The organism is Gimesia benthica, from assembly GCF_009720525.1.
GTDB classification, from domain to species: Bacteria; Planctomycetota; Planctomycetia; order Planctomycetales; family Planctomycetaceae; genus Gimesia; species Gimesia benthica.
The window spans coordinates 7784203-7799807 of sequence record NZ_CP043930.1 but is presented as its reverse complement, the minus strand read 5'-3'; the positions used below and the strand labels follow the sequence as shown (position 1 = coordinate 7799807).

Here is a 15605-nt window from a genome sequence, read left to right as displayed (position 1 = left end):
CGGCGATTTGTACTAAGACTCTAGTACTTAGTCAAGAGGTGATCTGGAAAAGAATTAGTCGTACTTCTGAGGCCGGCAACCGTGGGATATCATCTGGCGGTTTATGACTCATGCTGGATGGTGATTCATTTTCAGAATCAATTCAATCCAGCATTTAGTATTTTGATTTGCGCTCGTACTGACTGGCGTGGGCGTGGCCGTATTTGAGCAGGGAGACAAAGATCACGCCGCCCAAGGCATTTCCGGCAGTGGTCCAGAGCAGAAAGTGACCATAATCCGCCAGAGTCGTACCGGGATCGGCGAAGACTCCCGCCAGCACTTCGACACTGCCCACAATACAGTGATGCAGATGTCCCAGGCCAATGACTGACGTGATCAGAAAGACGATCAGAATCTGGCTGATCGTATCACGACCGGCATAGACCAGCCAGGACAATAAGCCCATCAGCCAGCCGGCGAGCATGCCACTTAAGAGGATCACCCAGCCGGGATGGTCGACGATTGAACGGCTTAACTCGCCAAAGACTTTGACGTCAATCACGCCCAGAGCTGGCCCGATAATGACGACCAGCACGGCAAACAGCATCGCCCCGATCAGGTTGGCGACATAGACAATTCCCCACAGCCGGATCACCATTTTGAAAGATGCCTGGCGGGAGAGCAGTGGGAGAATCGCGAGGCTGGTCTGCTCGGTAAACAGTTCCGAACGTCCTACGACGACCAGGATGAAACCGAAGGAATACATCATGCCGACCAGAATTTTGAGCACTGGCTCAGAGAGACTTCCCTGCCCCAGGGTTTGCACGACGGCCACCAGAAACAGGCTGAAGCCGATATCCAGTCCTGCGGAGAGCCCCGACAGAAACAGACGGAGTGAGGATCGCGTCAGTGCATCCATGGCTTCGACGAGTTCGGCCTGCAGGATCTGCCCGGGGGCTTTCTTCGCCTCTTCTAGGCCATCAGAATGTAAATCGGTTGCGGCGTTCATTATCCTGAATCCAGAGTGAGAGCGACTCTCTGCCTGTTGTGAGCGGCGGCGACTGTTCCTGTCTTCATAGTCGCACCGCAGTCAGTACCTGTCAATGCCTGTTGTAAGCGTGGAGCGTCTGTCATGGATTCACCTGCACGACGGCTTTTCCCATCTTGTTCCCCTGAAACAGATCGAGAAATGCGGCGGGGGTGTTTTCGAGTCCCGTGGTGACGGTCTCTTCCCAGTGAACTTTACCTGACTGGACCCACTCTCCCATCTGCTGCTGGAACTCGGCCTGCATGTCAATGTGATCAAACACGAGAAAACCCTGCATGCGAAGCCGTTTGGTAATGATTTTAAACAGGTTTGCCGGGCCGGGCTGTGGTGTTTTGTCGTTGTAGGTTGAGATCATTCCACAGCAGACAATCCGACCGTGGTCATTCATATTATCCAGGGCTGCCTGCAGGTGATCGCCGCCCACATTGTCGAAATAGAGATCGATGCCTTCCGGTGCGTGTTGCCGCAAGGCTGCGGCAACATCGTCAACTTCCCGGTAATTGAATGCGGCGTCGATACCGGCTTTGTCTTTGAGCCAGTCGATCTTGGCTTGTGAGCCGGCACTTCCCACGACATAACAGCCCTTGATTTTCGCGATCTGACAGACAATCGAACCGACGGCCCCCGAGGCAGCGGAGACAAATACGCGGTCTCCCGGCTGGAGTCCGCCGATCTTCAGTGTCCCCACATAAGCGGTCATGCCTGTCATTCCCATGATACTCAGATAAGCCGACAATGGCGCCGCCTGGGGATCGACTTTCGTCACGCCTGTGCCATCGGATATCCAGGTATCCCGCCAACCCTGGTTGCCTAACACATAATCGCCCGCGGCAAAATCTTCATGCTTTGAGGCGATGACTTTTCCAACACAGGCCCCTTCCATCGGCGCCCCGATCTGAAACGGTTCGACATAGCTTTCCCCTTCCCGCATGCGTCCCCGCATATAGGGATCGACGGAGAGCCATTCGTTGCGCACGAGGAATTCATTCTCACCGGGATCGCCGAGTTCGGTTTCCACCAGTTCGAAATTGTCGAGCGTGGGTTCTCCTTCGGGATAGGCAGTTAACTGGAAACGACGTGAGAGCATTGTTATCAGACCTTTTTCATATAAGCGACAGTTTTTATAAGAGAACCGACCAATGTAAACTCCCCCCATCATTTGATGACACGGCGGAGATCCTAATTTCATTGGTGCGTGGTATTTATTATCCGCATTTCATATACCAAAGCCGGGGAGAATGTGGCTGACTGACTGACAAATCAATGATAACAGATCTGTGACGTTATGGGACCTGCTGGATAGTCCCGGCCTGTCTCTCAGAGTGACTTCGATTCCGATACTGTGGCTCCCCCTGAATAGGTTGTGACTGACATTGGATGCAGAGCGACCATGTTGCGCGTTTATCTGTCGCCATCACTGTCCGATTGATCTCTGAACGACCTGCTGAACGAGGCCATCAAACGAGTGTCTGGGGGTTTGCATTGGGAGACCGATTATTTTCACCCTTGAAATACCGAGCTTCTAATCTGGTCGGCACTTGTAGTCGAAGTAAACTCTAAATGCCCGTCACGATCTGGCACAATTCGTGCTAAGAGGGATGATCTCACCAATCTGATTGGCTACCACTTTTACCCACACTATGACTCAGGACTACCCCATGTTGAAACTGCAGGAAGCAATACTGCCGGAAGAAGGTCTCACTCACCGTATCCAAGACACAATTCATCAATTGGGCTCTCCACAGTTGGGACAGATTCGCAGTGAATCAATCGGTTCGAAGCTGATCCTGCAGGGGGAGCTCTCTTCCTGGCATGAACTACAGTTGATTCTGAAAATCGCCCTCAACGAGCCGGAGGTGGAGCGGGTGGAGAATCAGATTCGGGTCCGCTCGGGGAAGCGGTTATCGCTGGTGGCTGACTGATGCGTCAGGCTCTCAGAACAGATTCGGAACTGTCGTGGCAACCGCGGATTGAAGCAACCGGAATTCAATCTCACTGATACTCTAAGTAAACTTCTCTGCAGAATGTTCAGCTGCGCGATCTGGTGGCATTCTGGTATGGTCGAGTTCTATCAGATTTATCCGGTGACCTCCCCCGTTCCAGAGATGACCAGGATTCCAGAACGTCAGTTAGTGTTTCTTAATTCGGATGGCATCTACCAAAGACGTTTCAACCGGGGCTAACGCTCTGCGGCTATTTGGGTTTTTCTGCTGTTGAAGTCCTGAAAACGCGAGTAACAGCATACCCTCGGCCAAGGTGAATACTTACATAGCTAAGATCACGCTGAATACTATTAAAGAATGCCTACCTGGCACCTGCAGCGTTCAGGGATATCATGCTCAGGGGCGTGGCGGCGTCAAGTGCGATACGGAGATGAAATCTTCTGAATGTGCAGTGAAAGGGGTGCGAGTATGCGACGAAATGCGTTGAATGTGCTGCGAAATGATTTGAAATCTTACGAGACAGAGGGAACCGGTGCCGGTTGTTCCGGTGAAAAGCGGGAAAATTCGACGCGGATTCAGGTGAACCTGGCGCGCCTGTGGTCGCTGTTCCAGTGCACGCATCACTCGCTTCGCGCGCGAAGCACAATTTCACAAGATATGATTCCGCCAGGTGCGGATCAAGTTCGGTTTGTGCAGTGAATTCAGCTGAAGACCAGTGCTGAAAAGAATGAAGTCGGATCTGGTCAGGAGTGGCGCCGGAATGGGGTACAAAAAATGCGGCAGCGGAGCGCAACAAAAAACGCTGAACCGGCGAAAGCGATTCAGCGTTTTAAAGTTCAGATTGAAAGCGGAGAGGGAGGGATTCGAACCCTCGGTACCTTGCGGCACGCCGGTTTTCAAGACCGGTGCATTCGGCCACTCTGCCACCTCTCCAGAAGCCCGAAATAGCTGTAAGGCATGGGCTTCGGTCGAAGTATATATTGTGTAAGTCTGCTTGTAAAGTCACATTTACAGCCCCGAGACGGGATGCAGGCGGGATCAGTAACATTGATTCCTGCTGTAACGGTTTTTTCAATTCTGTTTTGGTGATCCTGAGGTGAAAACCCTGTTTTCAAGCTGTTCTGACTCTCTGTTCCGACTAAAACGGGCTATGATCTTCCCAGAAAATCAGTACGCTGGAGCGTGTTTTTCCCAAGACCATCTACAGAAAATAAGGATTGCTACCATGGCGGCACGCGGTAAAGTGCACCTGAATATGATCGTCACCAAAACGGGAGACGCGGGAGAAACGTATATCAACGATGGCTCGCGGGTGCCTAAGGCATCGAAGCGGATTCAGGCATTGGCGGTGGTGGAACAGATTGCTGTCAAACTGGGGTATTTTATTTTCGCCTGCGACCAGGATGTGCTGCATCTTCCCCTGGCGGAGGACGTGACCTGTCAGCTGAACCTGACCGAACTGGCACACTCATTTCAACAGGAGATGTATGATCTGGGTTCGGATTTGAGCACTCCGTTCAAGGAGGGCGAGACCGCAGGCCGCTTTCCACTGGAGAAGGTAGAAGAAATCACCGCGCTGATCGGAGAACTGACGCCGATTCTGGAGCCGCTGGATTCGTTTATCCTGCCACAGGGAAGCCTGCGGGTGTTGATCTCGCATGATATCCGCACAATGGTCCGTGAAGCGGAGCTCAAAGTCTGGGAAATCGAAGACCCCGTGAACCCGGCTGTGTGTCAGTACCTGAATCGACTCTCCGATTTCTGGTTTGTATTCAGCCGGATTCTCCAGTACGAAGAACAGCGGTCAGACGAGATTGAAATCAAGCTCTGGGAACCGAATCAGCAGCATCCACGCGGCGTGACGATTCGCAAAGCGTGATCAGTTTCCGTTCTCATCCAGCAGGACAGGACGCAGCCAGCGGGAGAGTTCGTCGTGCGACATCTGCTTCCGTTCGGCCAATGATTCCAGCTGGTCCCTGTCGATCTTGCCGACGTGGAAATAACGTGATTCCGGGTAGGAAAGATACCAGCCCGAAACCGCGGCAGCCGGGGTCATCGCGAAGTGATCTGTGAGGCTCACGCCGATTTCAGAGGTGGCATTGAGCATCTTGAACAACGTGTCCTTTTCGGTATGATCGGGACAGGCCGGATAGCCGGGAGCGGGACGGATTCCCGTGTACTGTTCCTTGATCAAAGCTTCATTGTCGAGCGTTTCTGAGGCAGCATAGCCCCAGAACTCCTTGCGGACCCGTTCGTGCAGATGCTCAGCAAACGCTTCTGCCAGACGGTCAGCGAGGGCCTTGACCATGATGCTGTTGTAGTCATCGTGGTCTTCCTGATACTTCCGGGCGATTTCTTCGGCCCCGATACCCGCGGTGACGACGAAGCCGCCGATATAGTCGATTTTCCCACTCTCTTTCGGGGCGACGAAGTCCGCGAGCGACATCAACGGTGCCTCTTCCTGTCCCCGCTTGCGGATCTGCTGGCGGATGTGATGCAGGCGGGCAATCGTGTGCTCGCGGTCGGTGTTATCGTAGACTTCGATGTCATCGCCGTTGACGCGGTTGGCGGGCCAGAAGCCGATGACGGCGCGCGCGGTGAGCAGTTTTTCGTCAATGATCTTCTGCAGCATCGCCTGTGCATTCTTAAACAGATCGCGGGCCGCTTCGCCGATGATTTCGTCTTCCAGAATCCGCGGATACTTGCCGACCAGATCCCAGCTGATGAAGAAGGGAGTCCAGTCGATGTATTTCACCAGATCTTCCAGCGGGTAATTGTCGAGAACCTGAGTGCCTGTAAAGCCGGGGGTGGGTGGCGTGTAGTTATCCCAGTCGATCTGCAGGCCCTGTTTAACGGCTTCCGCATAAGGGACTGGCGCGCCCTGCGGTTTACGATTAGCGACCCGCACGCGGACCTCAGCATACTCCTCTTTAATTCCTTTGACATACTTGGCATGATGTTCATCTGACAGCAGCGAACTGGCCACACCGACGGCCCGGGAAGCGTCAGGCACGTAGACGACCTGATTGCGTTTGTACTGTGGTTCGATCTTGACCGCGGTATGTGCCTTGGACGTGGTAGCACCGCCGATCAACAGGGGAAGATCCATCTCCAGCCGTTCCATTTCACAGGCCACGGTGACCATTTCATCCAGAGACGGAGTGATCAGGCCGGACAGGCCGATGATGTCACACTCTTTTTCACGGGCGGTCTGCAGAATGGTTTCACAGGGGACCATCACGCCGAGATCGACGACTTCGAAGTTATTACACTGCAGGACAACGCCGACGATATTCTTGCCGATATCGTGGACGTCCCCCTTCACGGTTGCCATCAGGATGCGACCGTTGGTCTTACTGGATTCCGTTTTTTCCTCTTCGATGTAGGGCTGCAGATAGGCGACGGCCTGCTTCATCACGCGGGCCGATTTCACCACCTGCGGAAGGAACATCTTGCCTGCCCCGAAGAGATCACCGACGACATTCATGCCATCCATCAGCGGACCTTCGATCACATCCAGCGGACGGGGTAACTGCTGACGGGCTTCTTCGGAATCTTCGATGATGTATGTCGAGATCCCCTTCACCAGTGCATGGGCGATGCGTTCGGTCACCGGCAGTTCGCGCCAGGTAAGGTCTTCAGTCGATGTCCCCCCTGTTTTCCCATCACCACGGTATTTTTCGGCGATTTCCAGCAGGGCCTCGGTGGCGTTGGAATTCCGGTTCAGGATCACATCCTCAACCTTCTCCTTGAGCTCTGCGGGCAGATCGTCGTAAACGGCCAGCTGGCTGGCATTCACGATCCCCATATTCATGCCGACCTGAATGGCGTGATAGAGAAAGACCGAGTGAATGGCTTCACGAACCGGGTTATTTCCCCGGAAGGAGAATGAAACGTTGGAAACGCCCCCGGAAATACTCACGTGAGGCAGGTTTTTATGAATCCAGTCGGTCGCTTCGATGAAGTCGACGGCGTAGTTGTTATGCTCATCGATCCCGGTAGCGACGGCGAAGATATTCGGGTCGAAAATGATGTCCTGCGGAGCGAAATCGAGCTTGTCTAACAACAGGCGGTACGAGCGTTCGCAGATTTCAATCTTACGCTGTTTTGTATCGGCCTGCCCGTCTTCGTCGAAGGCCATGATAACCACGGCCGCCCCGTAGCGCTGACAGAGGCGTGCCTTGTCCAGAAACTCTGCTTCCCCTTCTTTAAGGCTGATCGAGTTGACAATCGGTTTGCCCTGAATGCATTTCAGACCGGCTTCGATGACTTCCCACTTGGATGAGTCGACCATGACGGGAACCCGGGCGATTTCCGGTTCTGTCGCGACCAGATTCAGAAACGAGGTCATCGCAGCCACGGCATCAAGCATGCCTTCGTCCATGTTGACATCCATGATGTCAGCGCCGTTCTGGACCTGCTGCAGCGCGACTTCCAGAGCCGTATCGTAATCGGACTCCTTGATCAGTCGCTTGAACCGGGCCGAACCGGTGACGTTACAGCGTTCGCCCACATTCGTGAACAGACTCTCTTTCGTGATGTTCAACGGCTCCAGACCGGAAAGCCGGAGTGCGGGTTCGATTTCGGGAATCTTGCGGGGCGGCTTGCCTTCCATCGCCTGTGCAATGGCTTTGATGTGAGCGGGCGTCGTACCACAACAGCCACCGAGGATGTTCAGAAAGCCGCTGGTAGCAAATTCGTCGACGATGGCAGCCATCTCGGAGGCACTCTGATCGTACTCACCGAATTCGTTCGGCAGTCCCGCATTGGGGTGCGCTGAAACGTAAGTATCCGCGACGCGCGACAGCTCTTTCACGTACTGTCTGAGTTCCTGAGCTCCCAGCGCACAGTTCAGACCGATCGAGAACGGGCGGGCATGTGCCAGCGAGTTCCAGAAGGCTTCCGTCGTCTGCCCCGATAATGTCCGTCCTGAGGCATCGGTGATCGTCCCGGAGATCATGATGGGCAGTTCGATGTTTTCCCGCTCAAAGTACGTGTGAACGGCAAAGACGGCTGCTTTCGCATTCAGTGTATCGAAGATGGTCTCGATCAGGAGCAGATCGGTGCCCCCTTTGACCAGCCCGTCGATTGATTCAAGGTAGTTCTCTACCAGCTCATCGTAGGTGACATTGCGGGCACCCGGATCGTTTACATCGGGTGAGATCGAACAGGTGCGGCTGGTGGGGCCCAAAATCCCCGCGACCCAGCGTGGTTTCTCCGGATTGGCGGCAGTGAATTCGTCAGCCACTTCGCGGGCCAGTTTCGCTGATTCAAAGTTCAGCTCGTAGACCAGTTCCTCCATCTCGTAGTCGCTCTGCGAGAGACGGGTCGCGTTAAATGTATTGGCCTCAATGATGTCCGCGCCGGCCTCAAGGTATTCACGATGGATTTCGCGGATGATGTCCGGCTGAGTCAACGACAGGAGATCGTTGTTACCTGCGATATCCATGTGATAATCAGCGAACCGTTTGCCCCGATAATCGGCTTCCTTGAGCTTATGGTTCTGGATCATCGTCCCCATCGCCCCGTCCAGAATCAGAATTCGTTGCTGGACAGCGGCATAAAGGGCTTCGATACGAGCGGCACGGTCGAACATACTTCTAAAAACCTGTACTTTTCACTGATGTTGGGAATGCGGCGTGAGAGATCGCGATTTCCGGCAGCATCCATCGCCGGAATACGCTGTAAATTACGACACCCCGCACCTTACTGACACAAAATCAGGGGTTCAGGGTGCGCAATGACAGCCAGCATTCTAACAGATCAGTACGAAAGAAATACAGCAGGCGCGCGGCTTATTTCGCGGTCCCTTTTAAATCTTTTGTCGGCTCGGCGCCAATCGTGCCTTTCAGCTCTTCCAGGTAAGCAGGGGAACTGACGTGAGCCAGTTGCTCCTCGACCCATTTACGCCGTTCAGGGATCTGCAAACGCACAAGTTCCCGGTCGTATCCAGGCTGAACGCTGAACCGATCCAGGTATTCCAAGTGCCGTTTGAGTAAGTCAGATTCCCGCTCCTGGCGTGCGGCCAGTCGCTCCTGGTACCAGTCGCTCTGCAGCAGGTTCTCCCGGGTAAACAGATCGCGGACTTCCTTATCATGGATGGTATGCCCCTGCCAGTTGCCATGTGCCATGATTGACAGAATCGCCTGCAACGGAGGACAGGCCTCTTCATAGCCACCATCTTCGAAGTACTGTAGAGCCACACGCTGCTGGGCTTCGGCGATATGCTGGATACCATCGACGAAGGATTCCAGGTCCTGCTTTTCCGGTTTGAGTATCGTCTCATCAAATACGGAGGCAGGGTTGTCAAAGACACGACCGAAGAAGCGGAGCAGGAACTTGTAAGTGATGCGATATCCAAGCCGGCTGGCAGGAATCTGCACACCTTCATGCTCAAAGTCTTTGATCGGTTCCAGCAGTCCTTCCCGAATGAGGAATTCAGGCGAACGTTCTTCTGGTGACATGCGGCACCAGATCTCCGGAATCAGCAGACTGATGTCATGGTCAACCCGCACATTGGGACCGATGTGACCTGCTGCTGTAGAGAAGCCTGAATAGCCCGTCAGGATATAACCGACCAGGGCACTGTTGAGGTCTGCGGAAGGACGCAGTGCATTGAACGGCCCCTTGGTTAATGCCCCTTCACTACCTGCCCCGGTTGTGGAAGGACTCTTTCCGGTCAGAGAGCAGACAAAGTCCATGAACAGTTCAGGAAGTTCCTGATAATGAATGGGCGAATAAACGGCCAGACTGCGGATGCCCTTCTCTTTTTCCGGAGGATTATTCCGGCGACCGACCATGACGGCATTTACCGGGTTATGTACTGGCTGATCAGCCGGAATTGCCCGGAAGAGGCGTGTCGCCATTTTGGCCACATAGGTATTGAACGGTTTGACCAGGTCGGGACGGGTCTGCAGATAACGTGGGTTTTTGGTCGGCTTACCGTCGATCTGTCGTGGATTAGCCGAACAGACGACGTAACTGCTGTTGGATTCTTCTGCGGAACGCAACATGTCCTGCATCGGCGGGCTGAACGCGTCAAAATCGACGACGTACTTGCTCATCTCACGAACCTGGTCGATGCTCAGCGGTTCGAAGTTGGAAATGAAATTCCCCGGCTTGCTGAGATCCAGTTCGGTCTGTTTGTCGAGACCACGCACAATCGCGTCATCGGGCCGCTGGAACAGACGGTATTCACTGTTGATCACAAATTTGCAGCTCTCGCTGTTCTCCCCTTCCGCCAGGTAAGGCAAATCGCGCGAAGGCACGATGACTGACGCACTGATATCGTCTTCCGTCTGAATCTTCAGCGAAGCGATAAAGTCCTGGCGGACCTTGAATGTCCGCCAGCCTGTCAGCGAAAACAGACCGACACGCAGATAGGTTCCGACCAGTTTCCGCTCGCGGTATTTCAGTTCATGACCGTGATTACCGTTGACAATGTCCACGCCGAAGTGGTTGTCCCAGTCTTCGCCCCAACTGGACCAGTAAATTCGCTTGATAATGAAGACCAGGGCCAGAATATGATCGGGAATGGAATTCAGCCACTCGTTGAACTCGGGAGTATAAGCCGGCGAAGGAGTGAGCAGTTTGATCACACTTCCCAGCGAGCGATGCAGATCAAGCACACCTCGGCTTGGTTTCAGATCAGGGTGTCCTTCCGGCAGTGGCTCAAGCCAGCGATCGGAATAATCTTTCTCGATGATTTCGCGAACGGCTTCCATGTCTTTCTCATAATTGGAGACGAACACGGGGCCATAGAGCATGTAGTCCTGAATCGATTTACTGATTTCACTTTTTCCACCGCCGGACACCGTACACGGTTTGTGACAAAAGATCCCTTCCCCGGTGGTTCCCACGATTCTCCAGGAGGGAGCCGCAGGGTGCTTCTCCATCCGCAGATGGTAGCCGGAGGGTGCCATATAGACCTGACCGGGTAACAGCGGAATGGAATGCTCTCTCCCCCCGCGGGTCCAGCGAATGCACTGTTCCGGCAGGCTGGCATAGGCATCTTCCGGGATGTAGACCAGTTCCGGATAGACACTGTCAATGCCGTATCCCTCAGGCTGTCCTTCGATATGATCGCCGTAATCCTGGATCACATCGTCAAAGGTGCGTCCATTGTAGCGTACGCTGTTAACCTGGAAGCCTTCACCCAGGTTGTAGCTGGGATACGCCATGGTTCCGCCCGCGTGTTCTTCCTCAGCGTTACCGAACAGATTGGCCGAGTAGCTGATCTGTGTTTTGACCTCTTTCTTGCAGTAACCAAAATAGTTATCTGCAATCAGAGTTACGATCACGCCTTCTTCGGTACGGCAGGTCAGTTTAAACGCCATGCCGTCATTGTAGAATTCGTCTTCGGTTTTCCAGCACATACTGTCGCGCTGCTGACGCACAGTGGCATCATCCCAGTGAGGCAGACCGAGTTCTTTCTTGGTGAGTGTAATTAAATGCGGAGCCAGGATTACAGCACCGGTATGTCCGGTCCAGTGCATCACATCCAGTCCCGAGTCATTCATGGGGACGAACGGATCACCGGCATTTCCGAAGATTGATTCCACGAAATCCAGATTGCTGACCAGTGTCCCGGGAGCAAAGAACCGGACTTCCATCCGTTTTTCAGGTGTGACACCTTTGACCTCAGGGCAGACAATCGGACGCAGCAGCAGCGAGGCCCAGCCCGAAGCCGGCTCTGCCTGCTCGGAAGTAAACGGGAACAGTTTCAGATCATCCGGGGGGTTCATTGCATGCTGGAACATTTTGACGAATGTTTCCCGCGGAACGGAGCGTTTGTCACCAGGGACCGGTAAGCCCCCCTCGGTCACATGAAATGTCCCGACCGTAGTGCGGCGGTCATGCTTGGGATTATGCAGTACGCCGTTCTTGACCCGGTAAGACTGCACCAGATCGCTATGGTACTCATCGCCTTCAATGGGAAGCGACAATTCCCGCGCAAGACCGAAACGGTCTAAAATCAGCGTGCGGGCCGGCAGCTTCAGCTCTGCCCCTTGGGGTACATCGCTGAAATGTGACTGCAGAAAGTTCTCAATACGTTGATCGACAGGGCAGCGTTGATTGACCAGCAGGCGATTTTTCTGTCGATGATTTTCCAGCAGTCCCTGCGCAATATCCGCAAAATTGCGATCTGCGTCAGTCAGAGCAGCAGGATATCCGTTGGCGATGAGTTGCAGATTCAGATAGCGGAGAATTTCATCGCGATCCTCATTGCAGGTGGCGTTGCCCTCGTGATCGAGGCCCAATGCCTGCCGAAACTGTTCGCTGGAATCCTGCGTACCGACTTTGAGAGACCTGGGTGGTTTATCCCAGGATACATCGCTATTTAACATATTGAATTTGCTTTTGGTAAAATGAAGAAATGTCGAAAAATCGCTGATCTTCTTTTGAGCGCACTGAGGGCGGGTGATAATTGATTTGGGCGAGAGATCATGAACCTCAGTCAGAGAACCAGTATATTCTAATTTACTGAAAGGTCAACGGTTCAGATTCACAGTGCTTACGAGCTGGAGAGATCACCAGGATTCGCTAAGTGACTTAAAATAGAATACTTAGATATCCTGTTAGAACCAGACCAAAGAAGGAAACAGGCCGACTGGTTCGTATGCAGAACTTAGTAGCATCTGTGATCAATACAGTTCCGGAATCGGAAATCGATTGTCGTCAACCAGATAACGGGGGCGCCCCGAGAGATCGGTAATTTGGGCCGTCGCCAGATCGACGCCCATATTCCGATAGAGGGTCGCAAAGATCTCCTGAACGTGCACCGGACGGTCTGCGGGAACACCTCCCACCCGGTCAGTTTGTCCGATGATGCGGCCTCCCTGAATTCCCCCTCCTGCCATGAGAACGGACTGTGTCCCGGGCCAGTGGTCGCGGCCTCCTTTGGCGTTGATACGGGGAGTCCGCCCGAATTCTCCCCAGACGATGACCGTCGTCTGTTCCAGCAAACCGCGTTCATCCAGGTCCTGCAGGAAGACCGCCAGTGACTGATCGAACAGCGGCAGGTATTTCTTCGACAGGTATTCAATAGAACCCTCGCGGTTGGCGTGCCAGTCCCAGGCGCCAAAAGCGACGGTCACACAACGGACACCGGCCTCGACAAGTCGACGCGCCAGTAACAGATGCTGTGGACTCTGTGGTGCGCCACCAAAGCTGGGATCGGTTTTCTGCAGGGCACCGTAACGCTCGCGGACTGACTGTGGTTCCCGCTCCAGGTCCATGGCTTCGGCAAAGCGACCGGAGGTCAACATTTCAAAAGCCTGATCCTGAAAGTTATCCAAGCCTTTGCCGTCGATCTGCTGCTGACTGCGCTTCACAGATTGCAACAGGGATTTCCGCTGATTCAACCGCGCCAGGTCGATGCCATGCAGCACCAGGTCTGATTTCACTTCCCCTTCCAGCGTAAACGGAATGTGTTTGAAGCCGGTGAAACCAGGCCAGGAAGGATTCCCCTGCAGATGACTCCCGTTATTGTTATAGGGTCCATAACTCATTTTCGGAGCCGCATCGACGTAGGGAATCATCCCGTTTGCGCCGGGGCCCAGCAGTTGGGAGATCACCGAACCAAAGGCTGGCCAGCCGCCTGCAGGCTCACCATCTTCTGTTCTCCCCCCAGCGCGACCGGTGTAGCACTGAAACGATTCATGCCGGTTTTCCATGCCAACCAGAGTACGGATCACAGAAAAACGATCAGCAATTGAGGAGAGGCGAGGCAGAAGTTCGCAGAACTGAACTCCCGGTACTTTGGTCTGGGTCGGGAGAAAGGAGCCCCTGATCTCGACAGGAGACTCGGGCTTGGGATCAAACGTTTCAAACTGGGTTGGGCCACCGGGGAGGTAGATCATCACCACCGATTTCTGCCCCGGATTCAGTTTCAAGCCTGCACCGGCATTGATCCCCATTCCCGAAACCCAGCCGGCAGAGATTCCCAAAGCGCTGGACTTCAGGAAAGTCCGTCGAGAAACAGATTTGCTCATGCGGCCCGTACTCATAAAACCTCTCCCATGTGTTTTTCAAAAAGTACCAGACTCGCGCGCAATTCACAACCCCAGAACGGCTTAGGGATGAATCAAGAAACTGTATCAGGACGGGCCCAGAGGTGCGTCAAAGTGTCGCATCAGATCCTAATGTGAATTTCACGAAATTAATATGGTTTACCCGGGAGTGAGTTTTCATTTGTCTAGTGGAATCATAAAATTCAGGCAGCAGACGGGAGCAGTCTCACTCATTTCCGGGCCCTGTTAAATCTCAGGATTAGATTTAATGATTCATCACGAGTACGTGGAGCGACTTGTCAACTTGCTGGCTCCAGAGGCAAACCTGCTTTTCAATATGACTTTTGAAGAAGCCACGCAACGTGTGGGCAGTGGTTCTCCTGAACAGATCAGGGAGATCGATGGGCAGTTTGCCCTGGTCCACAAGGAGGGAACACGTGTTCGCATGGCACGCTCCATCGGCAGACCCATGCGTTTCTTCCTGGCGAAACGGGCGGAAGGTCCCTGTCTGGTAATCGCCGAACGTATTGATGAGATCTACGAATTCCTCAAGAGTGAAGGCCTCGACAACCAGTTCCATCCCTCCTACACGCGGATGGTTCCCGCCCACTATCTGATCGAGCTGCAGTTGATCGGCTGTCCGGACCCGAATCCACAGGCAACGCGCTACTTTACTCCCGAGCGAAACCGACTGTCGAATAAGCTTGATGATATCGGCAAAGCGTATATCAGCGCTGTCTCTCAGGAAATACATCGCTGGCTGGACACCATTCCTCAGCAGGAGCCAATCGGAGTTCTGTTTTCGGGAGGAATTGACAGCGGTGCGATCTTCCTGCTGCTGTATCACGCGTTGATTACGCGAGGGGAATCTCCGTCCCGTCTCAAAGCGTTCTCGCTCTCTGTCGATGGTGAGGGCAGCGACTGCAGACAGGCTTATGAATTTCTGGACCAGTTGAATTTGAGTCTGTTCCTGGAAATCATGCAGGTCCCGGTAGATGCGCTGGACTATAAAGAAACAATCAAAGTCGTCGAAGACTATAAAGAGCTGGACGTGCAGGCGGCGATGATGACGTACGCCCTGTGCAAAAAGATTCGCGAGCAATATCCCCACTGGAAGCACCTCATCGACGGCGATGGTGGCGATGAAAACCTGAAAGACTATCCGATCGAAGCGAATCCGGAGCTGACGATTCGCAGCGTGCTGAATAATCTGATGCTCTACCAGGAAGGCTGGGGAGTGGAAGCGGTCAAGCACTCATTGACCTATTCGGGGGGACAGAGTCGCGGTCACGTCCGCACTTATGCCCCTGCCCGCTCACTGGGCTTCCAGGGTTTCAGTCCCTATGCACTGCCGAACGTCATCGAAGTCGCCGAGGGGATTCCCTTTATCGAACTGACCGACTGGGATCCCCGTAAACTGTATGCTCTCAAAGGGGACATCGTTTGCCGGGGAATCAAACAGGTCACCGGACTCTCCATGCCCGTTTATCCGAAACGGCGTTTTCAGGAGGGGAGCCTGAATGGCGACTCTTACGAGAATGTCTTTGCTGAATCAGAGACCGTCTATCGTGAGACTCTGCTTTCGCTGTTCCAGCAGCCTTCCTGATTCTGAGGATAGCCGCC

9 protein-coding genes and 1 tRNA gene are annotated in these 15605 nt (G+C 53.8%); 4 read left to right on the top strand and 6 right to left on the bottom strand.

The genetic code is table 11. The features are described from left to right. Positions 1 to 154: 154 nt before the first annotated feature. Positions 155 to 988, bottom strand: a complete 834-nt coding sequence (locus F1728_RS30390) for a formate/nitrite transporter family protein (protein ID WP_155367147.1) — start codon at positions 986 to 988, stop codon at positions 155 to 157. Positions 989 to 1109: 121 nt separating this feature from the next. Next, on the bottom strand, positions 1110 to 2114 hold the full coding sequence (locus F1728_RS30385) for an NADP-dependent oxidoreductase (protein WP_155367146.1): 1005 nt from the start codon (positions 2112 to 2114) through the stop codon (positions 1110 to 1112). Positions 2115 to 2685: 571 nt separating this feature from the next. Between F1728_RS30385 and F1728_RS30380 the strand changes: the two genes are divergently transcribed. Next, on the top strand, positions 2686 to 2949 hold the full coding sequence (locus F1728_RS30380; RefSeq protein WP_155367145.1) for a BON domain-containing protein: 264 nt from the start codon (positions 2686 to 2688) through the stop codon (positions 2947 to 2949). A 489-nt stretch (positions 2950 to 3438) separates the two neighbouring features. After that, positions 3439 to 3669: a hypothetical protein gene (locus F1728_RS30375; RefSeq protein ID WP_155367144.1), complete on the top strand. Its 231-nt coding sequence runs from the start codon at positions 3439 to 3441 to the stop codon at positions 3667 to 3669. 149 nt (positions 3670 to 3818) lie between these two features. Here the strand turns inward: F1728_RS30375 and F1728_RS30370 are convergent. Further along, positions 3819 to 3903: transfer RNA gene (locus F1728_RS30370), tRNA-Ser, on the bottom strand. 292 nt (positions 3904 to 4195) lie between these two features. Between F1728_RS30370 and F1728_RS30365 the strand changes: the two genes are divergently transcribed. After that, positions 4196 to 4849 (top strand): ATP:cob(I)alamin adenosyltransferase, encoded by a 654-nt coding sequence (locus tag F1728_RS30365; RefSeq protein ID WP_187781987.1) that lies wholly within the window; start codon positions 4196 to 4198, stop codon positions 4847 to 4849. Here the strand turns inward: F1728_RS30365 and metH are convergent, their stop codons facing one another. The 3 genes from metH to F1728_RS30350 form a co-directional block, all read right to left on the bottom strand. After that, complete coding sequence (gene metH, locus F1728_RS30360; RefSeq protein WP_155367142.1) at positions 4850 to 8566, bottom strand: methionine synthase; 3717 nt, start codon at positions 8564 to 8566, stop codon at positions 4850 to 4852. Between the two features lie 199 nt (positions 8567 to 8765). Next, a complete protein-coding gene (locus F1728_RS30355; protein WP_155367141.1) occupies positions 8766 to 12317 on the bottom strand; it encodes a hypothetical protein in 3552 nt (1183 codons plus the stop codon). 297 nt (positions 12318 to 12614) lie between these two features. Next, a complete protein-coding gene (locus F1728_RS30350) occupies positions 12615 to 13964 on the bottom strand; it encodes a DUF1501 domain-containing protein (RefSeq protein ID WP_194242601.1) in 1350 nt (449 codons plus the stop codon). 286 nt (positions 13965 to 14250) lie between these two features. Between F1728_RS30350 and F1728_RS30345 the strand changes: the two genes are divergently transcribed. Next, entirely contained in the window at positions 14251 to 15588 is a 1338-nt protein-coding gene (locus F1728_RS30345; protein ID WP_155367139.1) for an asparagine synthase-related protein, read from the top strand. Positions 15589 to 15605: the final 17 nt, after the last annotated feature.